The 24733-nt window shown below is 42.5% G+C and carries 13 protein-coding genes; 5 read left to right on the forward strand and 8 right to left on the reverse strand.

Annotated elements, in window-relative coordinates; all coding sequences use genetic code 11:
* Positions 1-24: 24 nt before the first annotated feature.
* Positions 25-873 carry an RpnC/YadD family protein gene (locus BM176_RS13375; RefSeq protein ID WP_090103762.1) on the reverse strand — a complete coding sequence of 283 codons (849 nt, stop codon included), beginning with the start codon at positions 871-873 and terminating at the stop codon, positions 25-27.
* Between the two features lie 691 nt (positions 874-1564).
* On the opposite strand from BM176_RS13375, the gene BM176_RS13380 reads away from it, so the two are divergent.
* The 5 genes from BM176_RS13380 (at position 1565) to BM176_RS13400 (ending at position 8480) form a co-directional block, all read left to right on the forward strand.
* Positions 1565-3502 carry an alpha-L-arabinofuranosidase C-terminal domain-containing protein gene (locus BM176_RS13380; RefSeq protein WP_090104895.1) on the forward strand — a complete coding sequence of 646 codons (1938 nt, stop codon included), beginning with the start codon at positions 1565-1567 and terminating at the stop codon, positions 3500-3502.
* 396 nt (positions 3503-3898) lie between these two features.
* Positions 3899-5254 carry a TolC family protein gene (locus tag BM176_RS13385; RefSeq protein WP_255373507.1) on the forward strand — a complete coding sequence of 452 codons (1356 nt, stop codon included), beginning with the start codon at positions 3899-3901 and terminating at the stop codon, positions 5252-5254.
* A gap of 12 nt (positions 5255-5266) precedes the next feature.
* The gene (locus tag BM176_RS13390) at positions 5267-6511 is read left to right on the forward strand and encodes an efflux RND transporter periplasmic adaptor subunit (protein WP_090103764.1); all 1245 of its coding nucleotides are present in this window, start codon (positions 5267-5269) and stop codon (positions 6509-6511) included.
* Entirely contained in the window at positions 6508-7257 is a 750-nt protein-coding gene (locus BM176_RS13395; RefSeq protein WP_090103766.1) for an ABC transporter ATP-binding protein, read from the forward strand. The genes BM176_RS13390 and BM176_RS13395 overlap by 4 nt, the downstream gene beginning before the upstream one ends.
* 2 nt (positions 7258-7259) lie before the next feature.
* Positions 7260-8480, forward strand: coding sequence for an ABC transporter permease (locus tag BM176_RS13400; protein WP_090103768.1), 1221 nt, complete (start codon positions 7260-7262; stop codon positions 8478-8480).
* Here BM176_RS13400 and BM176_RS13405 read toward each other — a convergent pair whose 3' ends face one another.
* The 7 genes from BM176_RS13405 to BM176_RS13435 form a co-directional block, all read right to left on the reverse strand.
* A complete protein-coding gene (locus BM176_RS13405) occupies positions 8481-11063 on the reverse strand; it encodes a hypothetical protein (protein ID WP_090103769.1) in 2583 nt (860 codons plus the stop codon).
* Positions 11064-11570, reverse strand: coding sequence for a DUF4402 domain-containing protein (locus BM176_RS13410; protein WP_090103770.1), 507 nt, complete (start codon positions 11568-11570; stop codon positions 11064-11066).
* Complete coding sequence (locus tag BM176_RS13415; RefSeq protein WP_143097799.1) at positions 11563-14631, reverse strand: T9SS type A sorting domain-containing protein; 3069 nt, start codon at positions 14629-14631, stop codon at positions 11563-11565. Before BM176_RS13415 ends, BM176_RS13410 begins: the two co-directional genes overlap by 8 nt.
* Before the next feature lie 28 nt (positions 14632-14659).
* Complete coding sequence (locus BM176_RS13420; RefSeq protein WP_177230397.1) at positions 14660-15517, reverse strand: fimbrial biogenesis chaperone; 858 nt, start codon at positions 15515-15517, stop codon at positions 14660-14662.
* 30 nt (positions 15518-15547) lie between these two features.
* Positions 15548-16057 carry a DUF4402 domain-containing protein gene (locus tag BM176_RS13425; RefSeq protein WP_090103774.1) on the reverse strand — a complete coding sequence of 170 codons (510 nt, stop codon included), beginning with the start codon at positions 16055-16057 and terminating at the stop codon, positions 15548-15550.
* A 259-nt stretch (positions 16058-16316) separates the two neighbouring features.
* Complete coding sequence (locus tag BM176_RS13430; protein ID WP_090103776.1) at positions 16317-24269, reverse strand: hypothetical protein; 7953 nt, start codon at positions 24267-24269, stop codon at positions 16317-16319.
* 18 nt (positions 24270-24287) lie between these two features.
* Positions 24288-24722: a MauE/DoxX family redox-associated membrane protein gene (locus BM176_RS13435; RefSeq protein ID WP_090103778.1), complete on the reverse strand. Its 435-nt coding sequence runs from the start codon at positions 24720-24722 to the stop codon at positions 24288-24290.
* Positions 24723-24733 lie beyond the last annotated feature (11 nt).

Raw genomic sequence — 24733 nt, forward strand, 5'->3', positions numbered from 1 at the left:
TTCGGGCCGTTTTGTTTTGATAGATTAATTAAGTTGCTCTATTTCTTCTACGGGCATACCTGATACCTGAGAAATAAATACAATGTCAAGCCCGGATTTTTTCAGATTTGTAGCTATTTCCTTTTGCGTTTTTAATTTTCCTTCTTCTCTTCCTTCTTCTCTTCCTTCATCTCTTCCTTCATCTTTCCCTATCAAATAAAATACATCGGTTTCTTTCGTGTAAAAAGCGTTAACTGATATCATTTTTTTAAATTTAAGTTTAATATTTGTAGTCAGTAAATTCATTAAGACACGCAGCTGATTATGATACTTATTTCCCGTAGAACCCTTCTTGTCAGCAGCTATGATTTCTTTATAAATATTTTCTATAGCTTTATCTTCACCATCTTCTTCGAAGTTAGCTAAAATTGCAAATACTTTTATTGCGGGACTTTCTGAACACAAAAAAACTTTGTAATCAAATTTTTTGAAGTCAATAATTTCATACCTGAACTGCAGGTTTTTGTGTTTAAGCTCGCAGCTCATTTTAGCGCCTCCCTTACCTATAAAAATAACGTATTGCTCCACTGGTATGCGGTATTTACGATATAACATCACCGCATATTCCGCCATGCGATACACCATGTTTTTATCATTCTGAGACTGCCATTCCAGGTGTAGCACATATTCATTGTTATTCCGGTCTGTGATTTTTTTTAGCACATCCGGTCTTCTTTCTTTTGTGTACTGAATACTATCAGGAATTGCTTCGCTGGTAGCAACATCTAAATGTAGTACCTCTTTCATAATATCAGGTAATGCATCATCCATATTCTCACGTATGACCTTATCATACCTATTACCTTGCTTTTGATCAATAACTTCTACTTTCATTTAATTGTAAATGATTAATAAATAAATACTTCAATTTTTAGCAGGGGAGAATAAAAATGATTGGATAGCTATCTTTTTTTGTCCAAATAAACCTTCATCAATACAACCCTGTCATAAATTTCTTTGACTAGTTTTAGCAGTACTAATTTCAAATCGTCTGGTATTGGATCATTACTCACTACTTTTCTAAGAGGAGCATTATTAACCGCCTTATGCAGTGATACTTAATTTAAATTGACAAAAGAAGTATGCATAGAATATTATAAATGTGCCGACATGGAGGAGGTTGTGGGCGTAACATTCCATAGATTTTAAATACACGATTCATCTGCAATTTCCCTGGTAGGTAAAGTTGCATGGGATAACTGATTTTAGTTGATGGATTAAACAAACATTGTGAATAATTCAGGTTAACAATGTTTTGTTTTTAACGGGAGCAAAGATTTATATTTTTCTGGTTAAAAAGGCTGTTCATTTTGTTCATTCCTGAAAAACAAAATTATACCTGTTCATTTTGTTGGGTCGGAACTGTTGCCTGTTTTTGAGAATTTTTTCTCAGTTTCAGGTAAAGCGTCGCCCTCATATATATACTCCCCCTTTATTTTATGTGTCAATTATACATTAAAAATATCTGCAACTATTGTGTATGTTAAATTCTGGCTGTATCTTGCTGTCAGATAATTCCGTTGTTATGAAGAAAATCTTGAGTATTTCCGGTTTCTTGTTCCTGAGCGGCCTTTCATTTGCACAAACGCTCACTGTAAAGGTTTCATCGCCTAAGGCTCCTGTACAGCCTACAATGTGGGGAGTCTTTTTTGAAGATATTAATTTCTCTGCTGATGGTGGATTATATGCTGAACTGGTGAAAAACCGCTCATTTGAGTTTATTCAGCCGATGATGGGTTGGAAGGAAGTAACGAAAGAAGGTAGTGTACTGATTGTGAACCGGGCGGAAAAGCAGGCTAATCCCAGATATGCGCATATCACGGTGAATGGTAAGTACGGTCTCTTTAATGAAGGATTCCGGGGAATGGGCCTGGAAAAGGATGCACAATATAATTTTTCTGTGTGGGCACGTGCCACCGCTGGTAATGTGGCAATAAACGCTGTATTGGTAAATGAGAAAGGAGAGGATATTGGTCATGCGGCTGTGGCCATTACCGGCAATGAATGGAAGAAGTATACGGTAGCCCTTACAGCTGGGCAGAGAGTCGCAAAAGGTGGGTTACAGGTATTATTCTCCGGCAGTGGTGTGCTGGATGCAGATATGATCTCCCTGTTCCCTGTCAATACGTGGAAACAGCGCCCCGGCGGAATGCGGGCAGACCTGGTTCAACTGCTGGCCGATCTGCACCCCGGATTTGTACGTTTTCCCGGTGGTTGTATCGTGGAAGGACGTGACCTCGTTAATCGCTATCAGTGGAAAAAGACCGTCGGCAAGGTGGAAGACCGTACCCTGATTGAGAACCGCTGGAATACAGAATTCAGTCACCGCGCTCCGGGCGACTACTTCCAGAGTTATGGCCTGGGTTTCTTTGAATATTTCCAGTTGTCCGAAGATATTGGTGCAGAACCGCTGCCCATTCTCAACTGTGGTATGGCTTGTCAGTATAATACAGGCGAAATAGCGGCAGATGAAGATGTAAATACCTATATCCAGGATGCGCTGGACCTGATTGAATTTGCCAATGGCACAACAGATACCCGCTGGGGTAAGTTAAGGGCAGAAATGGGGCATCCCGCGCCTTTTAACCTCAAAATGATGGGTGTAGGCAATGAACAATGGGATAGCCAGTATATTGCCCGTTATAAACAATTTGAGGAGGTACTGAAGACAAAACACCCCGAAATTAAACTGGTATCTGGTTCCGGACCTTTGCCATCCGGTGACCGTTTCGATTATTCCTGGGCACAGTTGAAACATTCCCGCGCCGACCTGGTAGATGAACATTATTATATGTCGCCCGACTGGTTCCTGAAAAATGCCCGTCGTTATGACAATTATGACCGGAATGCACCTAAAATATTTGCAGGTGAATATGCCGCCCATATCAAGGATAAAGAGAAGGATGGCCCGGAAACCCGCAATACCTGGGGCAGTGCGCTGGCAGAAGCGGCGTTTATGACTGGCCTGGAACGGAATGCTGATGTGGTACATATGGCTTCCTACGCACCTTTGCTGGCTCATGTGGATGCCTGGCAATGGCGTCCGGACCTGATCTGGTTTGATAATCTGCGTTCAGTAGGTACACCTAATTACTACGTGCAGAAACTATTCGCCAATTTCAGAGGTGCACAAATTGTTCCCGTGTTGTCTAACGGTAAAACCCTGGCTGGGGAAGATAGCGTTTATGCCAGTGCTACAATCGATCCTGCGAGCCATAAAGTGCTGCTGAAGATTGTAAATGTAGGCGGACCGCGTTCCTATAAAATAGCCTTTGAAGGGGCTGCTTTAAGAGGACCAATTGTACAACACCGGCTCACCGCAAAAGATAAAGGGGATTTTAATACATTGGATAATCCCGACGTGGTGAAACCTATCGAGGGCACCCTGTCGGGAGGTAAAAATCTTGTTAACCTTTATTTAGCACCTAACTCCCTGAATGTATTTGAGATCTCTTATAAATAGTCTTACTTCCCTGGCAAATTGAAATACAAGTGGAGATTCAGTCATCCTACGTTCATCCTACGTTTTAAACGTAGGATGAACGTAGGATGACTGAATCTCCACTTTATCTTCCCTATAAAACCAGAGGTTTCTGTAAGATTAAAGAACCTTATTTCAAACGGATTAAAATACAGTAGAGAAAAAGTCATCCTTCGTTCATCCTTCGTTTAAAGACGAAGGATGAACGAAGGATGACTTTTTCTCTACTCTAAAACTTGTCCACTATTACATCCCCCTGCTGCCATTACTACGATCATCGGTAAAAATCTATCATTAGCAGATTTGTTCTGACTTTAACACTGTTTAACATAGGAATAATGCCCTGTGGCACGCTTTTTAGGACTTTATCTGTGGAGAATGAAGAGCACGCCGAAAAGTATTAATATGTTCTACAAACACATGCACAGGTTGATCCTCTATCTTATTCTTTGTAAGACACTCCCTTTATATGCACAGGATAGTATACCTCCTGCCAGATGGGATCTGCAATATTGCCTGGATTATGCAAAACAGCATAATATTACATTGAATAGTCTTCGATTGAATACCCGGAGTGCAGAGCAGGATTTATTGTTGTCCCGGTCAGCGGTATTACCCAATTTGTCCGCCACATTATCTCCGTCTTTAACACATGTTAAATCTGCCGATAGCAATGGCAATCTTAAATCAGGATTTACTCCTTCTTTAAGCACTTCTGCCACTTCTTCCATCACCCTCTTTAACGGGGGATATCTGAAAAATGATATCAGGCAGAAAGATTTGCTGGTAAAGGTTGCGGGTCTTGATCTGCAGGCTGCGGAAAATGATATTACATTACAGATAACCCAGGCTTATCTTAATATCCTGCTGGCGAAAGAAAATATTGTATATGTGAAGGATGTAGTAGCTACCTCAGAAGCGCAGCTGAAACAGGAACAGCAGTTTTATGATGCTGGTTCCGTAGCCCGGAAAGATCTGGTACAGATCCAGGCGCAACTGGCAAATGACAGGTACACATTGGTAACCGCACAGAATTCACACCGGCAAAATTTACTTACACTAAAACAGTTATTGCAACTACCTACAGATACTGTTTTTGAAGTGGTGGAACCCGATACGCTAATGGCTACTGCACTTTTGCCATTAAGAGATGTTCAACAATATGCTCTTGCAAACAGGCCGGAAGTAAAGAGCAGTGAATTAAGTGTACAATCGGCACAACTGGATCTGCAAAAAGCACGTGCTGGTTATTTACCGGTATTAACTGCTGGCGCAGGAATAGGAACCAGCTTTGGGAGTAATACTTATTACTCTTATGTGCGGCAACTGGATAATAATTTTTATCAGCAGATAGGAGTGACTTTATCAGTGCCTATTTTCAGCAGGAGAGCTAATAAGGTGAATGAAGAAAAATCACGACTGGAAGTGGGACAGGCAGAGCTAACATTACAGAATACACGTACAGTTCTTTCGCAGGAAATTGAACAGGCTTACATCAATGTAGAAAATGCGCAGGCGCAGTACGATGCTGCTGTTGAGCAATTGCGTTACACACAGGAAAGTTACCGTATTGCGAATGAACAGTTAAAGATCGGAGCTGCGAATACAGTGGAAGTGCTGCAACAGAAAAATCTGTATGTGCAGGCATTACAATCATATGTGCAGGCGAAATATAGTTCAGCACTTTATATCAGGATCTACGATTTCTACAGGGGTATTCCTGTTAAGTTATAAAAATATCTACGGATGAATAAGAAGGTAATTATAACAATAGCGGTACTCCTGGCATTGATAGCCGTGTGGTACTTCTTTTTCCGGAAAAAAGAAGAGCCGGTCGTTATCGAAACAGAGAAACCATCTTACGGGCATATATTCACAAGCGTTACAGCAACAGGTACGGTACAACCTGTAGATACTGTGGCGGTGGGTACACAGGTATCCGGTACCTTAAAATATATCTACGCGGATTTTAATGATAAAGTTAAAAAGGGGGAATTGCTGGCAGAGCTGGATAAAATATTATTGCAGGCAGAAGTAGACCGCAATAAAGGATTACTGGCTAATTCAATAAGTCAGCAGGTTTACCAGGAAGCACAATATAAAAGAGAAGACCAGTTATACAAAGTAGGTGCTGTGAGCAAAGCAGATTACGACAACCAGCTTTATCTGTATAATGCGGCAAAAGCAAGCTCGGAAAGTGCAAGAGCTTCTCTTGCATCTGCGCAAAGAAACTTGTCTTTTGCAGAGATTTATTCTCCCATTGATGGTGTGGTATTAAGCAGAAGCGTGAGTGTAGGACAAACAGTGGCGGCCAGTTTTAGCACTCCTACTTTATTTGTACTGGCAAAAGATATTACCAAAATGCAGGTACAGGCGAGTGTGGATGAAGCGGATATAGGAAATGTTGGAGATAGTCAGCGGGTATCTTTTACTGTAGATGCCTACCTGGAAGATGAGTTTGCTGGCAGAGTGCAGGAAGTACGGTTACGGCCTGCAGTATCTGCCAACGTGGTCACCTATACGACTATCATCAGTGCTTCGAATGACAATATGAAGTTGAAACCGGGGATGACGGCAACGGTTACCATCTATACAAAAGAGAAAGATAATGCATTACTGATACCGGCAAAAGCACTGATGTTCAAACCTGATTCTGCTTTGTCAAAGAAGTTTGTAGTTGTTGCCATTGCGCCTGCTGCTGTGGAAAAGCATAAGAGTGCCACTCCTATAACCGGAGGCAACAGGGATAGCATACGCGTTAAATCAAAAGATCATGCAAAGGCAGCTACTTATATATGGGTACTACAGGGAGATACATTATTACAAAAGAAGGTAATGATAGGGTTGAATGATAATACCCATGCAGAAGTTTTGTCTGGCTTATCGGAAAATGAATCAGTGATCACAGGTATGAAGCGGGAAACAAAGAAAGAGGCTGCAGCTGCATCCTCCGGAGGTAGTCCGTTTATGCCACAACGTAGAAGACGATGAGCAAAAAGATCCTGGAACTACAGAATATCAAGCGGGAATTTGTAATGGGTACAGAGATTGTCCGTGCCTTGAAAGGAGTATCTTTTGATGTGATGGGAGGGGAGTTTGTGACTATAATGGGAAGTAGTGGTTCGGGGAAAACGACTTTGCTGAATACACTGGGATGCCTGGATAAACCTACAGAAGGTACTTACTTGCTGGATGGTGTGAATATTGGAGGATTGAACCGCAATGAGCTGGCAAGATTACGCAACCGTAAGATCGGTTTTGTATTCCAGTCGTACAACCTGTTACCGCGTACTTCCGCGTTGGAGAATGTAGAGTTGCCGCTTTTCTACAATATAGAGATCAGTCATGAGCAACGGAAGCAGAAAGCTATAAAAGCACTGGAAGCCGTGAAACTGGCAGACCGGCTGGATCATATGCCCAATCAGCTTTCCGGCGGACAGCAACAACGTGTGGCCATTGCACGTGCACTGGTGAATGAACCGGTAATGATCCTGGCAGATGAAGCGACTGGTAATCTTGATACCCGCACCTCTTATGAGATTATGGCACTCATACAGGAACTGAACCAGGTGCAGGGTAAAACGATTGTATTTGTAACGCATGAACCGGATATTGCAGCCTTTAGCAGTCGTACGGTAACATTGCGCGATGGGAAAGTGGTGAAGGATACTTTAAATGAAAATGTACGTTCTGCAAAAGAAGCGCTGGCAGCATTACCACCAGCAGAAGATTATTGATTATGAATATCTTAAATCTCATAAGAATAGCATTTAAAGCACTGCAACGTAATAAGTTGAGGGCTTTCCTGACTATGCTCGGTGTGATCATCGGTGTGGCTTCTGTAATAGCGATGGTGGCTATCGGGCAAGGATCCAAACAAAGTATTCAGTCGCAGTTGTCCAGTATGGGATCTAATATGATTACCATCCTGCCAGCCAGTAATATCGCGGGTGGAGCACGACTGGGAGGATCGACTGTGCAAACGCTTACAATAGATGATGTAAAGGCAATCAGGAAACAGGCAGTAAATGTCAGCGCGATTTCTCCCGCAGCTACTTCCAGCGGACAATCCATTTTCGGTGCGCTGAACTGGCCAACTACCATACAAGGTGTTAGTCCTTCTTATCTGGATATCCGCAAATGGGATTTAAAAGATGGTATTCCGTTTTCTGATGAAGATGTGAGGGCATCTGCAAAAGTGTGTTTACTGGGACAAACAGTTATAACCAACTTATTCCCCAACGGGGAGAATCCGGTAGGGAAAATCATCCGTTTTAATAATATTCCTTTCCAGGTAATTGGCGTACTTGTAGCAAAAGGACAAAGTTCTTTTGGTCAGGATCAGGATGATGTAATTCTTGCACCTTATACAACAGTACAAAAGAGAATCCTGGCTACTATTTATTTTCGTACCATCTATGCTTCTGCGATAAGTGAAAGTGCCTCTGACGATGCTACAGACGAAATAACCAGTATCCTGCGAAAAACCCATCGGTTGCGCACTACTGATGAAAACGATTTTCAGGTACGTACAATGGCAGAACTGATCAGTGCCCTAAGTTCTACCAGTAATCTGCTCACTATCCTGCTAACGGCCATTGCAGGTATCTCCCTGATCATTGGCGGGATCGGGATCATGAACATCATGTATGTATCTGTAACAGAACGTACCCGTGAAATAGGATTACGCATGTCTATCGGTGCCCGCGGCATTGATATCCTCATGCAGTTCCTAATTGAAGCTATTATGATCAGTATCACCGGCGGATTGATAGGCGTGGTGCTGGGCATCACTTCTGCTCAGCTCATTACTTATTTTTTATCATGGCCAACATTGGTATCCGAATCTTCCATTATCTTATCATTCGCAGTCTGCGCATTCACCGGTGTATTTTTCGGTTACTACCCGGCGCAGAAAGCTTCGAGATTAGATCCTATAGAGGCGTTACGATATGAATAGCTATAAAGCCTGCAAGTGAAATTCCAGTCCATCTACTATATCTCCATCTTTGTTGCGTATTATTTGAAAGGGGATAATAGCGGGTGAAGCAGTGAGCCTTAATTTATGCAACTGAGAGGGATCCATACGCGCAGTATAGGTGCCGGGTGCCAGGCCCATATAGTTGAAAAATCCATCAGACTCAGTAAGGATACGCGCAACCTGGATTGAATCATTGTTATAGATCCCCACAAGTATGCGTCCCTGTCCTTCCCGGTTAACATATACCTTTCCGGAAACTTCACCCATTACGGTAACGGGTACTTCTACAAGTTTTAACCGGTTGGCATCAATGGCTACGTTGAAGCTTTTCTTTTTTATTTGCCAGGCTATATTGTCGAAGCTATTTGGATTGAGCTCAATATGATAATTTGTATAAGGCTCAATATCCGTAATGTTTATCAGGGTATCACGATTATTATTTGTAATGCGGCCACTGTTGATAGCAGCTTTAAGTCCGGCCACCCTGGGTTCGTCGGGATCCTTTTGCCCGTTGCAGTTAAGGTCCAGATAGGGTAGTAATACTACACCTCCGGTTCCTACGCTGATGCGGTTATTTGCACCGAGGTATTTTGGTTTGTTATTGTATATCAGGCTTCCCCTGACAGATTGTACAGCAGTGGATATATTGTTGTTACGCCAGCTGGACAATCCTGTTTGAGCAAAAGGTAAATCATAACGGAATCCTATCCCGATATTGGTAATCCGGCTTTTGAAGTTCTGTTCATAAGATATATTCACATAAGCACGATGGAACACATATTTACCCAATTCGCATTTCAGTGCGATGGGTTTGTTATCATTATATCCATATTGCAACTGTGGGTTGAACAGTACTTTTCCGGGAAGCCTGAAGGACAGCGAAAGGTTACTGTATATGTATAAAGATGCCTGCTCTGTAAACATGGCGTAAGTAGTGAGATTGGTACCTACGCCATATATGCCGCCCGAAAGTAACCATTCGGCAGTTGTATATTTAGTATCCGGAAGCAGGATCTGATTCAGTACCAGCCTGGAGAATGCAGAAAAATGCCGGCTGTTGAATGGCCGTGATATAGTAATTCTCCGCTCTTCAAGATAATTGTAATTGATGGCGAGCTGACCTTTTTTATACCGGGTATAATTCAGTTCTACTTCCAGGTTTGAAGGTACGCGATAGGTAATGATAGCCCTGGCCTTTACATTGTAGGTATAATCTCCCGAGAACAGGAGGCTGGGTAGTACTCTTACCGAAGCATTCACAAAAGGCATGTTTTTGCCGGTAGTGACAGATGAAAGATATTCCAGTCCGCCTCCAACAGTTATTTTCCGGGAGGCCCCGTAATTCATTTGTATACGTGAAAACTGACTGTTATGTCCATCTTGCACTATACCAGCACTCGCTGTATATTCAAATTCATGTTTGGGAAGAAAATTAAATGGTATACTGATGTTCTCTTCACGAGACCGCTCTTCACCCCAGGGGCCGTAAAAGCGGAGTTTCACAAGTGAATTGCCATATACCATTGGTACCTGGAAAGTAAAAAAACCTGAGGCATCTGCATTGGTATAATCCACCAATGAATTGTTTACATACAATTCCACTATCCAGCCCGGCTCAGTAAAATTACTTAGTGTGTAAGTCCCGAAAGACCGCCGGCAGGTGGTAGGTGTATTGGTGATCTGCACTCCAACAACCGGGGCATAAAGTGAAGATGTTGATTGTGCAAAAATCTTTCCGGCTATTACCTGCCGTAGTGCCCGGTGATCATTATTGGCATAACGCCAGCGGTAGTATTGCTGTCTTTCATCAAAAGGTTTAATAAGAGAACTGTCATGGCTGAAGGCTTGCTGTTTCTCTGAAGAATAATTGTAGTTAAGAGAAACATTGGTTTCTCCACCGGCAATAATACCGCCCAGCGCCAGGTTTATTCTTGTGTCACTTGTTCCTGAGATTCTTTGTGTAGCGATGATTGACCAATCAGCCATGCCTATATGAAAAAGAGGATAGTTGCGGCCAATAGCCGTATCGGCTTTTGTTTCTCCTTTAAGGCGGCTGATATTAAGACGCATCATTTTCTGCCGCATTTCGCGTATAGCTGGTAACTCGATGTTTGTACTCAGGGTTACAGAAAGATTGCGGAAACTGAATACACATAATAATCCGAATACCTTTTGGAAATAATCCGATTTCAGGAATAGTCCGCCAGGAGTATGAATGAGGGTATTCAATGGTAACACAAACGATTTTCCCTGGTATTGAATTTTATTGTTTGTTTTATCTATAAGAAAAACTGCCTGCTGAGAAATAAAGAAGCCCGATAAAGAATCCAGTCCCGCTGAAAGGGTATTTCTGATCTTTAAAAAATCAAATATATCAGCAACAGGCAGGTAAATGGAATCTTCCCGGATAAGTGCCGGTATTTCTATTCCTCCAATATTCTGCACTATTAGTTGGACTGGTATTTCGTCATATTCGGGATCTTCCCTGGCATAAGCTTTCCCTATACAGTAAAAAAGTAATAACGGGAGCAGAGAGAGTGTGTATCTGGGGTCGACTAACATTTATTCCTGGATGAAAGTGATTGAAAACGTTCCATTGTAAGCACCTGCCGGATTAGCCAATGGGCTGCCTACGGTTAGTGTACCTCCAATTCTTACCTGTGTTCGTGCAGGTGGTGTTACTGTTGTAATAAAGGGAGTGCCTGTACTGGCAGCTCCAATATGCAATGTCATAGAACCGCCGTTACTACCTGTTAGCAGAACATCGGATCCATTCATTATAGAAATGAGGGTACCGGGATTGGCTTCTACTTCAAAAATAGCGGGAGAAAACGAAAAGCCCAGGTTAGCCTGCACCACATCGCCTGTAACCGCGCGGGATCCATCCGGATAAATGATTACTGTACCTCCCGAAATGCCCTGGAAAAACGCACCGAATATGAGTCCCTGTAATGGGTTCACATAAACGGATATGGGATTGGGTGGAGGCTGTTGTGCTCTGATCTTCAATTGCGTTGAAAACAATAGTATAAATACGTATATAAGTTTATGTGAACAATGATCATTCATTTCCTATAAATATTTTTTTGGAGCGCAGCCCCTTCTGCGAACGAAAACTTACAATGTAGATTCCACTGCTGAATGTGGGGCCAAGGTCATGATAACCGTTACCACTTATTTCCTGCCGCAATACTATCTGTCCAATTATATTGCTGAGTGTGATAGAGCCCTTTTCTCCAGGTGCCAGATCCTTGTATACATATATTTTTCCACCTGCATTATATGCAATAAACGTAGCGTTAATAGCTTGCTGATTCACCAGCTCTTTCTCACTAAATATTAGCGAGAATCGCTGTTCATATTTCCCCGCTTCCAATAGCAGACGATAACGTGGATTACGTTGCAGATCCTGGATAATACCTGTTTTAGCATCGCGCAGGTAAATGTGCAGGCCGTATGGAATTTGTTCCATGTCCTGTACTGCAAAAGTTACCCATCCTGTTTTAGAGGATACCAGTCCTAACGGAATGCTGGTGCTATCATGCATATAAGGGAGGGCGCAGATGGATAACCTGGCCGTATCTTGCGACAGTACATAGAGATTGGGTATCAGCGGATCTGTATTCATCAGCTTCAATGCATCTATGGCCTGGTTAAAAACAGGAGTAGCCGTATCATCAAAATAAATAACGATTGCATCTGTTGGTAAACCATCATCTGCAAAAGAAGTATTCAGCCGAAGAAGTGGCATTGCTGGTTTCCTGTGAAAACCATCTGTAAGATTATTGACTCTTGCCGGATTATTTACTGAAAATGTAGCAGTCACCGGATACGTTCCGTTAGTCACATGTACAAAAAATCCCTGCATAGCAGGAATGATATTGTTGGCAATACCATCGCTGGAAACACCATTGATATACGAGCTGTAACTACCGGTATATTGGTTGGTAGTGCCAGCGTTGAAGTAATACACAGCATTGTCAATGTTTGTACGTGTCCATCCACTGGAAGCATCCCAGTCAACAGGTGAAGGGTATGGATTTCCAGCCAGGTTAAAGCCGAGAGTATAAGGTTGATTATGATTGTATAAAGTGGGGGAGGTCACTGTATGATTGTTGACCGCGCCGGTTATATCTACTGTTTTAGGAGATGCCGAAGTGCCAAAATTTGCTGCATATCCCAACATAGGAGTAAGTAATCCTGTAGTGGTTGTATAATTCGTCCATCCGGTATAGTTATGATCTTCCAGATAAGTATAGAAGGTGGGAAAGGCCGCTGCAAGATCCAGGTCATCGGAGAATTGGTTGACAGTCGCTGCCTGAAAAGGGGAACTGAAATATTTGTAACCAAAACCAGAAGCAAGGTACCGTTGCATGGTCACGTTTCCCACCACTTCGCCTGCGCCGCTGCCATCAATCAATGCTGTTTGTGTAGAAGTTGAAAGCAGTGTTAGAAATCCACCTGTAGTTAGTTGTCCGGTGGTTACTTTTAATATTCCTGATAGTTGCAGTGTACCACTTAATGTCACACCTGCTGCATTGTTTATGGTAAGGTTTTTAATCGTGTTTCCGGTAAAAGTATTAGCAGATATCACCTGGGCAGTGCTACCATTTAATTCGATGCTACCGTCGTTTGCTGTAAAAGTTCCGCTGTTGGTAATACTGCCAGATATTTTTAATGCAGTGCTGGTTAATACTATAGAAGCGCCAGACTGAATTGTGATATTTTTTAAATTGGCAGCCGCACCCGCAACAGTCATAACTCCTGTACCACCAAAAATGGCAGTACCGGTATTTGAAAAACTTGTTCCTGCGAGTGTAATAGTTTGTGTAGTAGTGGGGGGGAAATTTATTGTACCGCTACCCGTTACAGTACCATTGTTTGTGAAGCCACCCTTGATAATATGTGTAAAAGTTGCCCCGGCAAAAGTAGTGGAAACGCCTATATTCATGTTTCCATTTACAGTAATATTGGCCGCTGCTGTAAAACTAACTGATGTGCCTGTGGCGATTGTACTGGTCAGGTTTCCAGCAATAGTAAGCGCAGTAGCTGGCATTGTTTTAACCGCAGCTCCGCTTGAAGAGGACAGCGTTAAATTACCATAGGACTGTGCGGAAACTGTTTGATTGGTCCCTCCATATTCAACGGTGCCGGTTACACCAAGCGTCCGCGTATTATAATTTAACGGAAAGGGATTGGTGCCACCGATTTCTAGCGTTGCCCCATTGGAAACGGTAAGTGTACCTCCCGTTACAGTAGTACCTCTATTGGCTGTAAATGTTGCAAGGTCCAGTGTCCCTGCACTCACGGTAATGTTTCCTGTAGTAGCGCTGGTGGCATTCAAAGCAGTTAAATTTCCTGCCGGAGTTTTTACTCCTGCACCGCTTATTTTAAGTGTTGAATAAGTAAGATTTTCTTTAACAGTTTGATTTATCAGTGTAGCGCTGTAATCTACGGTACATCCTGCTGTGAGTGTAATGGTACCAGTTAGTCCGTAATTTGCTGCGAAGGTAGCAGCATTTACTTTCAATACGCTGGCTGCGCCCAGGGCCAGTGTACCGGCACCTGATACCAGGTATGGCGTGGCATTTTCTGCAGGAATGAATGTTCCATTCATAGCAAATGCAACGGTTACGGATGTATTTATATTCAGGGTTACAGTGCTTGTTGCATTGACAGTCAATCTTCTGAAGGGAGTTGCGACTGTTCCACCAATTGTTTGACTGGTACCGGCAAAAACTACGGTGGCACCGGTGTTTGTGGTAGTAAAGGTTCCAGCATTACTCCAGTTGCCATTTAGTGTAAGAGTAGTGTTCCCCTGACTAATAGTACCACCAGTACCAATGGTGAGGTTGCCTGCAACCGTAAGGGTACTGCTTTGTGTGAGAACTGGTGCTCCTGTGGCGCCGATAGTGAGCGATTTACAGTTGGCAGCAACATTTACAGTAGGTTTGAAAGTTCCTGTAAAATTTGCATCACCGATAATAGCATCAATGGCAGCAGTGGGCACGCCTGCTGTCCAGTTACCCGCAGTACCCCAAGCTGTACTTGTTGTTCCTTTCCAGCTTGTTTGTCCCATAGAAGTTAGCGATGCGGAAAGAAGCAGTAATAACGCCCATTGTGCTTTCATGTTAATAAACTTCAGGAAAGTGGGTATATTAATGTAATAGCATTTCTGCCTGTGCTAGTGGTGAACCTGGTTTGGTTTTCGCATTTGCCTGTTCTGCATATATTACTCTTAATTTGCCGGAATGATAATCGATGCCCGGTACTTTATTGAGATCTATGTGGAATTGACGTTTCAGGGCAGGTGTATAAACAGCCACACCTCTTACAAATCCTACTTGAGTTACCTTCCCTTGCGGTGAAATATATTCTGTTGTAATATCACCGTATACAGACATATTTCCTTCGCGGTTAAAAATTATATTGATCCTTGGGGTAGTATCATTTACCATTGAAAGTGAGAGATCTGAAAGACTTACTTTGGTAGTGGATTCTCCCACCCGGATAATCACCGGTATAGTAAGACCAAAAACAGGTATCAGTGTTACAGATATTGCTACTGAATCTTTACCATGATTTTCTTCTCCCAATGGTTTTTCATTTGGAACTGCTCTAAAGTATATGTGGGAACGGTATTCACCTGGCGCCAGTTGACTGGTTTTTACCAGTTGAATTTTTACCAGTTGTGCTTCGTTAGGCGCAAGGATCACACTACGTGGAAAGACGCGGAGGTAGTTACTGGCAAAGGTTTGTCCGGAATCCGGTGCTGTGATCTGCTCAAATGTACCGTTCTCATTCATCCTGATCTCCATGATGGAAACAACGTATTTTGCTGTATCCTTGCCTGTATTAGCAAGGTTTAGTTCCTCCGTTTTTTTTTGCCCATCAAATACAACTCTCCTGGGTGTAACGAGGAGGTTGCCTTGTGCCGTTGCTGTAACGGAACAAAAGATCATGCAATACACAGCGTATATGCCTACGGATATTTTCCGTAGCAATGCCAATTTCATAATGGTAGTTTTAGAAGGAGGCTTCTTTTATTAATTATAATTAATTGTTACATTAAAAGGTGTAGCAGAAGTATACGTTCCTGCTGCTTGTCCAGCCGCAACATTCAGTGTGGCGCCCACTTTGAGCGTTTGTGTTCCGCTGCTCAGCGTTCCTGTTCCGGAAGGCGTGCTGGTAAATGTATTTACTGTCATATTATTACCGGCATTGGTAATTGTAACAGAAGAGGGAAGTGTAATAGTATAAGTGTAGGAACCTTCTCCGCTAACGGTAAAGATGGCCGCAGAAATAGTTCCTGTAGTTGCAGGAAGCGTTACACCACCTGTTTTTGTACGGGAGTTGTCTGGCGCCAGCACCACGGTTCCTGCTGTGGTGGATTGTACGGCAACGTTACCAAAATTCATGTCAGCAGTTTTTGTAATGCTGATGGGAGTTACGATGGTAGCTGATGCATCGGCAGAAGCTGTAACCTGTGCGAATACGCTGGTGGCACAGCATAGCATGGCAATAGTGCCCGCTGTAAATGTGGACAAATTTTTCATTGAGGTTGGTTTTAATAAATAAATTTATGAGGGAGTTTCAGGGGGATAGATAACAAAAAAAGCGTTTTTTTAGAGGTTATGGGATTGCATATTACACCTTTTCTTCAGTTTACCAAATTTTTAATTTGATAACAGTAGTTAATTTTTTGTGAACGCATGCAATAATAAGAGATTCCGGTTAACGATTTTATAAGGCTTTATAGTGTTTCGGAATAGAATATCTGTTGGGTTCAGGAGAAGAGATGTCAATGATGAGCGATCATTCATTTCTTATAAATATTTTTTTAGAGCGCAAACCTTTCTGTGAACGTAAACTTATAATGTAGACCCCACTGCTGAATACCGGTCCCAGTTCATGATAGCCTCTGCCGCTTATATCCTGCTGGAATAGTATCTGACCTGGTATATTATTGATAATAATGCTTCCCTTTTCACCCGGGGCAAGGTCCAGGTATACATATACTTTTCCACCCGTACAGTATGCGTTGAATGTTATGTTATTTTCAGGTTGAGGTAACAGTTCTTTCATACTGAATACCAGCGAAAACCGCTGCTCATATTTACCAGCCTGCAGCAGCAGACGATAACGTGGATTACGTTGCAGATTCTGGATAATACCTGTTTCGGCATCGCGCAGGTAAATATACAAGCCGTAAGGTATCCGTTCCATATCCTGCACATTAAACGTTATCCATCCTGCTCTTTCTGATTTAAGTCCAAGGGGTATTACATTGGTACTATCATTCACATAAGGAAGGGCATGGATAGAAAGCCGGGTAGTATCTCCTGATAATGAGTAAAGATTGGGTACCTCGGGATCTGTATTCATCAGCTTAAGAGCATCCATAGTGGGGTCTGATGTGGAGGTAGCAGTATGATCAAAATAAATAACGGTTGCATCAGTGGGCATTCCTTCATCTGCAAAAGAAGTATTTATCCGGAGCAGAGGAACTGTTGCCGGAGCATCTTTGTGAAAATTGGGTGTAAGATTATTGACCCTTGTATTGTTATTGACTGAAAAAGCAGCTGTTACCGGGTATGTACCGTTAGATACATGTACAAAGAATCCCTGCATGGCAGGTATGATATTATTGGCGATGCCATCGCTGGAAACGCCATTTATATAAGTACTGTATGTTCCGGTATATTGGTTGGTAGTACCAGCGTTGAAGTAATAGATTGCATTGTCAATGTTGGTTCTTGTCCATCCGCTGGCAGCATCCCAATCTATTGGAGAAGGGTATGGATTACCTGCAAGATTAAAGCCTAACGTGTATGGCTGGTTGTGATTATAGATGGTAGGAGAAGTTATTGTGCCATTATTGACCACGCCTGTTATGTCCACTGTTTTTGGAGTTGCCGAAGCCCCGAATTGGGCTGAATATCCCTGCATGGGTGTGAGTACCCCGGTCGCAGCAGTATCAATTGTCCAGCCGGAGGATGCCTGGTTTTCGACGTATTTGTAGAAAGAAGGAAAAGAGTCCGTTAGATTCAGGTCATTCGCAAATTCGTTGACAGTAGCTGCCAGGAAAGGAGAGCTGATATATTTGTATCCAAAACCTGAAGCAAGGTAACGTTGCATTTTTACATTCCCTGTTATGGAACCTGCTCCGCTGCCATCAATGAGGGCTGTTTGTGTTGCTGTTGAAAGCAGTGTAAGATAGCCACCTGTAGTGAATTGTCCGGTGCTTGCTTTTAATATTCCTGAGAGTTGCAGTGTACTACTTAATGTTACACCTGCTGCATTGTTTGTAGTAAGATTTAGAATCGCGTTTCCTGCAAATACGCTGGCAGGTATTGTCTGGGTGGTGCTGCTATTTAATTCAATGCTACCGTTGCTTGTTGTAAATGTTCCACTGTTGCTGATACTACCGGATATTTGTAATATAGCACCAGTTACTGTTACGGAAGCGCCTGATTGAATCGTGATATTATTTGTTGTGGCAGTACCAGAGCTGATAACCGGGTAATTGGAGAGACTGGAAGGAATGGTCACATTTGATGTATTTACAGGAAGAGCAGTTGGTGACCAGTTACCGGTAAGAGACCAGTTAGTGTTTGTAGCACCCGTCCAGGTGGCCGTGGTTACAAGTTCTCCTATAGCAAGATCTCCGATACTGCTCATTCCTGTTGCCTGGATGGATGTAGACAATGGGGATGCAACTGTGGGCTGCGACCAGGAGCTGCCATTGTAATTACCTATTTTGAAATTCACAGTGGTTGACCCTGCATCTACATCTGCAGCCACCCAGTTAACGGTTACCGAAGCGGTGGTAAAAACAGTAGCGCTGTTGGAGAAGGACCAATAACGGTTTACGCTCTTGTTAGTATTAATACTGAATGTTGCAATATTGGGATGATCAGGTGTGCCCACTACGGCACTAAGATTGCCTGTTGTTGTAACACTGGCAAAAAGTACAGTTGTCGGCGTGTAACTGGTATTATCTCCCACCTCAAATACTCTGCTCACATTTGAGCCGGTAGCGACGTTCTTTTGTAATTTTCCATAAACCCACCCGGTAGATTGTGAAGCACCAGATATACTACCGGTAGAAGGGAGTATCACGCTGTAACTACTACCGGTTTGTATTTTTCCGGCTATAAAAGTTAATACTCCATTTACAGTAGCATTTGCAGATAATGTGACAGGGTTTGTGGTTTTATTTATAGTAAGATTATTAAATGTCCCAGTTGAAAAGATACTCTCTGTGGCAATGCCGTAAAAAACGATTGTATTGCCTGTGTTAGTAAATGTGCCGCTTGTCATATTCCAGTTGCCTTCCAGGGTATCTGCAAAACTTCCGGATACAAAAGTGCCTATGGCAAGTGAAAAATTATTTAAGATATACAAGGACGCAGATGCACTTTTGGTGCCCGTTGTTGAAATGGTAAGGTTACCATATCTGGTTGCAGCAGATATTGATTGTGTACTGCCATTATATTCAATAGTACTTAAAGTGTCCAATGCATAAGTACCGAAGGTTGGTAATGTGTTAGTACCTCCTATCTTTAAAAATGAATTGTCTTCAATAGTAAGGGCTCCACCACCCGCATCCTGGGCGATACTGAAGGTGGAAGCATCGAGTGTCCCACTTATAATATGAAGATCTGTAACAGCGCTTACACCTTTTGCCAGTGTTGTGGTAGAACCGGTACTTTTATTGATGGCAAATTGTGCCAATGCAAAAGGAGAGGCTGTACCATCTATAACAGAAGCAGTTGCACCAGTCATAATCAAAGCGCCGATGGATACATCAATAGAATTATTATTAGTGAAATTGTGTGACACGTTGAAATCACTGTTAGCGGTAATGGCACCAGTAACGGTGAAATCATAAAATGTTGTATTGGGGCTTCCCGTAAGCTGGCCGGTGGCGGAACTCATGGTAAAAGTGGATGTTCCTCCATTTAAAGTACCATTACTTTCCATATCCCCGGTAATGGCATAAGTATAACTAGCTGCGTTAAAAACAGCATTGTTCATTATTGAAAAAATTCCGCTCACACTCCAGTTAGCAGCAGGTGTAACACCGGTAGTATTAGAAATTGTTACATTATTTAAACTGGTAGGCGTACCCGTAACTGCTATTGCGCCGGCCCCTCCGAAAATAACAGTACCGGTACTTGAAAAGCCTGTACCCACGAGTGTAATAGTTTGCGCGGCCGCGGGGAGGAATCTCATTATTCCGCTACTTGTAACTGTGCCGTTATTCGTGAAACTTCCCAGGATAGTGTGGGTGGAAAATCCTCCATTAAAGCTGGCTCCATTACCTATATTAAAAGCAATAGCCACTGTCCATCCAACACTGGCAGTAACACCTGCTGTATTGTTGATATTCAGTGTAGCATATATTGGAGAGCTGGTTGAATTTAGTACTGGAGAAACGTTACCGTTGAAATTGATAACACCGCTTGAATTGGAGGTGACGGCATTTAAGAACCGGATAGTTTGTACACTTGTACCTGTAAATGTAGTTATACCATTGCTTATTAATGAGCCGCTGTTGATAAGATCGCCACTTATAGTAGCCAAACCGGAACCTCCATCAAAAGAGCCCCCGGAAGTAACATTTAATGAGGCATTATAAACAATATTACTTCCACTTACAGCATAACTGCCATAGACGGTTAGCCTGTTAAATGTAGTATTTCCTGTAATAGTTTTAGTGCTTCCGTTTAGAATGACCGTGCTTGTTGCGTAAACAAAAGTCCCGTTGTTTAACCAGTTACCTCCCAGGTTGACGGTATTGCTACTTGCATCAAAGGTGGATCCGCTGTTAATGGTCAGATCCCCGTTAACAATAAGTGGGCCTGCTAATGTTTTGGTACCGCTGTTACTGAAAATTGCATTGCCTAGTTCTACAGGTGGAATTGTTTGAGCAACAGTTCCATTAAAGTTTACAGTACTGGAACTGCTGATGTTATAGGTCTCAAAATTGAATGGCAGGTTATTGGCACCACTTACTAACAACATTGCTCCACTGGCAGATGTAAACGTACCACCATGAGAACTTCTGTTACAGGTAAATGTTGTTATATTAAACGTACCTGCGGAGTTTAATAAATTGCCATTGATGTTAATATTACCTGTGAGCGTGGCAGTACTGCCAGATTTGTTAATTGTTAGATTATTGAAAGTAGTGGCAGAAATGGTTTGTGTACCGCTTCCATTTAATATGATGGTGCCACTTAACGACAGGAAGGTGCCGCTGTTATTCCAGTTACCACCAACGGTGGTAATAATACCATCGCCATTTATTATAGCACCTGAAGCAATTGTTACATCGCCGGTGATGGAAGTGGCAGCATTGATGTCCAGTTCTCCCGCTGAAACAGACAGATTGCCACCAATGGCAGCGGAGGAGTTGATAGAAGCAATACCAGTGGTTTTATTGATAGTAAGGTGATTATAACTCAATCCGGCTATTGTTTGTTCAATACTGCCGTTATATGTTACAGTGCTGCTGGCAGGAGTAAAGGTACCACTGGTATAAATAAAGTTATTCCCGATATTAAGAGCGCAGGCACCTGTAAAAGTGATATTGGCTCCGCCGGATTCTGTCAATGAACCTGCAATTGTTGTCGTGCCTGTTCCCATATTTAGATTGATGATATGGCCACTGGTTCCATCACTCAGTACCAGATCTCCGTTAACAGTTATTGTCTGGTTATTGGCGTTAATTGTATGGGTGCTGTTGGCAGACCATGTGCCACTGATGTTTCCCTGTGTAGTTAATGAGCCGCCAGTAATTAGTGTAAGAGTAACTGCCTGTGCACTTCCCAGCAGGATGCTTTTTGCAACAGCGCTACCGTTGATAGTGGGCTGATTGGTAAAAGCGGATGTTCCGATTTCCACAATATCGGTTGATGCTGGTGGGGTGGAGGGGCTACCCTGCACACTTGTCCAGTTAGCAGCTGTAAACCAGTCGCTGCTTACGGAGCCGTTCCATCTTACCAAACTTGTATTGTCAGAGATGGTCCAGCGATTACTAACATCCGCCAATCCGCTCAGCTCTACATAATTTGAGATGGTACTATTAGTTGTTTTACCTGCTGTTCCCCAGCTTGAACCGTTATAGTGCCATAGCTGCATAGAAGATTCATTATTTCCATTGAGTTCTGCATTTTCGTAGTGTAGCCTGAGTGTAGCAAGGGATGTCACGGTACCGGTTAAACTAATATTATAAGCACGGTTAATGGAACCTCCAAAAGGAAAATCATTGATCCCTCCTTTGGTTGCCGTAACAGTTACCGCTGTAAGAAGTGTGTTTGTTCCTGCGAAAGTGATAGTATTATCTGGTCCTTCAAATGCGTAAGGCGTTCCTGAAGCAAAAGAATGCGTATGTTGTATCGTACCAGATATGAAACCATTGCCGCTCCGGTTCCCCAATATATTAATCGTATTGCTGCCTGTATTCATTCCACCGGTTGTCATATTAAGTGTAGTGACAATTATATTGCTTAGATTATTTACCTGGTTGGTGTTAGCAGATTTATTAATAGTGAGGGTATTGAAAGTGGTTGCACCACTGATGGTTGCATCACCAGTTCCTGTGAATGTGACGGTGCTGGTGGCTGCTGTAAAGGTGCCATCCATAATCCAGTTTCCCTTAATAGTAAGTGTGAATGAAGACGCATTGAAAGCAGTGATAGCATCAACTGTAAAATCGCCATTGACTGTAATATCGCCACCGGCAGTTTGGATGTTTCCGTCCGATATAATAAGGTTACCATAACTACTGCCAACAATGATTTGTGTTCCGGTGCCATTGTAATTTACAGTATTGGGGGTAGTGGAGGTCACATTCAGGGTACCACTGGTTATTGTGTAAGCACCTGCAATTCCTAATATGGCATTAGTTGATAATTGCAGAGAAGTACCATTGAGTGTAACATTAAACAGGTTGGCCGTACCATTTAAAGTGCTGGTACCAGTAAAAGTGGCCGTGCCTGCAGATGCCGTTAAGCTGCCGCTCACATTCAGTGAAGTATTTACTGAGAAGTTAACAGAAGTTGTAATCGTACCGGTAACCGATAATGCATTAAATGAGATAGTACCGGCACCTGAAAAACTCTTTGCAGTGCCTCTCATTGTAAAGTCATTGCTACTGCCTGTAAAGCTGCCGCTTACAGATAAATTTCCCGTTAAAGCGATGTCGTTGCCAGTAGTTACAGTACCGGAAATAGTAAGGTTATCAAACACAAAGCCGGTGCCTGTTATTGTTTTTGTTGTGCCAGACATGGTGAATGTACCGCCTGCGGCATGAGTAAATGATCCTGGCCCTGTGCTGGACAAGTTCCCGGTCACGGTAATATTGCTTGTAGCAGCTCCTGAAATATTGGATGCGCCAATGGAAAGATTATTGAAATTATGTGAGCCTGTGCCACTGATGGAGGAACCAGGACCGATTATATTTATGGTACTTGTACTACCGGTGAACGTGCCATTATTTACCCAGTTACCTCCAATACTGTGCGTAAAACTGGCTCCATTAAAAGTAGTAGAGGTTCCAATATTCACGTTTCCACTCACTGTAATGTTGGAAGCTGCAGTGAAACTAACCGATGTGCCTGTACTGATAGTACTTGTGAGGTTTCCCACAACTGTAAAATCACTGCCCGGCATTGTTTTGACAGCAGCTCCGGTAGAGGAGGAAAGAGTCAGGTTCCCATATGTCTGTGCAGAAACTGTTTGGGTGGTACCTCCATATTCTACAGTGCTGGTTAAACTAAGAGAACGGGTATTATAATTTAAAGGGAAAGGATTGGTTCCTCCAATTTTTAATGTTGCTCCATTGGAAACAGTCAGTGTTCCTCCAGTAACAGTATTACTTCTACTGGCTGTAAATGTTGAGAGGTCCAGCGTACCCGCAGTTACAGTAATGTTTCCTGTAGTAGCACCAGTGGAATTTAAAGCACTTAAACTCGCTGCCGGTGTTTTCACTCCTGCACCGCTTATTTTAAGTGTTGAATAGATAAACGTTTCTTTAATTGTTTGATTTATCAGCGTAGCGCTATAATCTACGGTACATCCCGCTGTAAGTGTAATTGCCCCTGCCAGTCCGTAATTTGCAGCAAAAGTAGCTGCATTTACTTTCAGTGTTCCGGTAGCGCCTACACCAAGCGTTCCTGCGCCTGACACCAGGAAAGGAGTTGCATTTTCTGTGGGAATAAATGTTCCGTTCACTGCAAATGTTCCGGCAATTGATGTATTTATATTTAGTGTTACAGTACTTCCTGCATTAATAGTCAGTTTTCTGAAAGCAGTGGCATTTGTTCCGCCAATTGTCTGAGTCGTACCGCCGAATGTTACCTTGGCATTAGCGTTTGTGGTAGAGTAGGTGCCGGTATTACTCCAGTTTCCTTTTATTGTAAGAGTAGTATTACCTTGAGTAAAGCTACCGCCAGAGCCGATGGTCAGATTACCAGCAACTGTAAGTCCTTTGTTTTGCGTGAGAACAGGGGTTCCCGTACCGGCGCCAATGGTCAGTGATTTACAGGTCGAAGCAGTACTAATAGTAGGTTGGAAGGATCCTGTAAAATTTGCATCACCTATAGTAGCATCAATGGAAGAAGTGGGCACACCCGCAGTCCAGTTGCTGGAGGTTTTCCATGCAGTACTTGTTGTACCTTTCCAGCTTGTTTGCCCCATGGAAATGATCGGTAAGATCAGGAACAAGAGAGAAATTAATATATTTTTCTCAATGCTCATGTTAATAAAATCAGTCTGTTAACGTAATACAATCTCTGCCGCATTTTCTTTTGATTGCAACCATATACCTATTGATGTTAGCGCCATAAATGCGATATTGATTTTAAGCTGCCCCATCCAGGTCATAAGGCGAAATATACCGCCACAGGCACAGGGAATTTCATGTGAGGTTGAGGTTAGCATCAGAATAATATATACAGAGAATACTAACAACAAAAGAAAGGATGAATAGAGGCCCCACAACCGGGTTCCTGGCCATAATAAAATTGCTGCTATAATAAATTCTACAACAGGTAGTAGCCAGGCAATAGTACCTGCATAAGATTTGATGAAAGGAAATTTACTTAAATCTGATCTGAAAATGTGGAGATCAAATAGTTTCGTCAATCCTCCATATACAAACAGGATGACCAGTAAATATGAAATGAGAATCGGTGCGTTTTTTTTAAACATACAATGAAATA

Source organism: Chitinophaga sp. CF118 (assembly GCF_900112615.1).
Lineage (GTDB): Bacteria > Bacteroidota > Bacteroidia > Chitinophagales > Chitinophagaceae > Chitinophaga.

Bases quoted from the DNA above. Each gene is read 5' to 3' on its own strand.
- BM176_RS13375 (WP_090103762.1), bottom strand. From the start codon at position 873: ATGAAAGTAGAAGTTATTGATCAAAAGCAAGGTAATAGGTATGATAAG.
- BM176_RS13380 (WP_090104895.1), top strand. From the start codon at position 1,565: ATGAAGAAAATCTTGAGTATTTCCGGTTTCTTGTTCCTGAGCGGCCTT.
- BM176_RS13385 (WP_255373507.1), top strand. From the start codon at position 3,899: ATGAAGAGCACGCCGAAAAGTATTAATATGTTCTACAAACACATGCAC.
- BM176_RS13390 (WP_090103764.1), top strand. From the start codon at position 5,267: ATGAATAAGAAGGTAATTATAACAATAGCGGTACTCCTGGCATTGATA.
- BM176_RS13395 (WP_090103766.1), top strand. From the start codon at position 6,508: ATGAGCAAAAAGATCCTGGAACTACAGAATATCAAGCGGGAATTTGTA.
- BM176_RS13400 (WP_090103768.1), top strand. From the start codon at position 7,260: ATGAATATCTTAAATCTCATAAGAATAGCATTTAAAGCACTGCAACGT.
- BM176_RS13405 (WP_090103769.1), bottom strand. From the start codon at position 11,063: ATGTTAGTCGACCCCAGATACACACTCTCTCTGCTCCCGTTATTACTT.
- BM176_RS13410 (WP_090103770.1), bottom strand. From the start codon at position 11,570: ATGAATGATCATTGTTCACATAAACTTATATACGTATTTATACTATTG.
- BM176_RS13415 (WP_143097799.1), bottom strand. From the start codon at position 14,631: ATGAAAGCACAATGGGCGTTATTACTGCTTCTTTCCGCATCGCTAACT.
- BM176_RS13420 (WP_177230397.1), bottom strand. From the start codon at position 15,517: ATGAAATTGGCATTGCTACGGAAAATATCCGTAGGCATATACGCTGTG.
- BM176_RS13425 (WP_090103774.1), bottom strand. From the start codon at position 16,057: ATGAAAAATTTGTCCACATTTACAGCGGGCACTATTGCCATGCTATGC.
- BM176_RS13430 (WP_090103776.1), bottom strand. From the start codon at position 24,269: ATGAGCATTGAGAAAAATATATTAATTTCTCTCTTGTTCCTGATCTTA.
- BM176_RS13435 (WP_090103778.1), bottom strand. From the start codon at position 24,722: ATGTTTAAAAAAAACGCACCGATTCTCATTTCATATTTACTGGTCATC.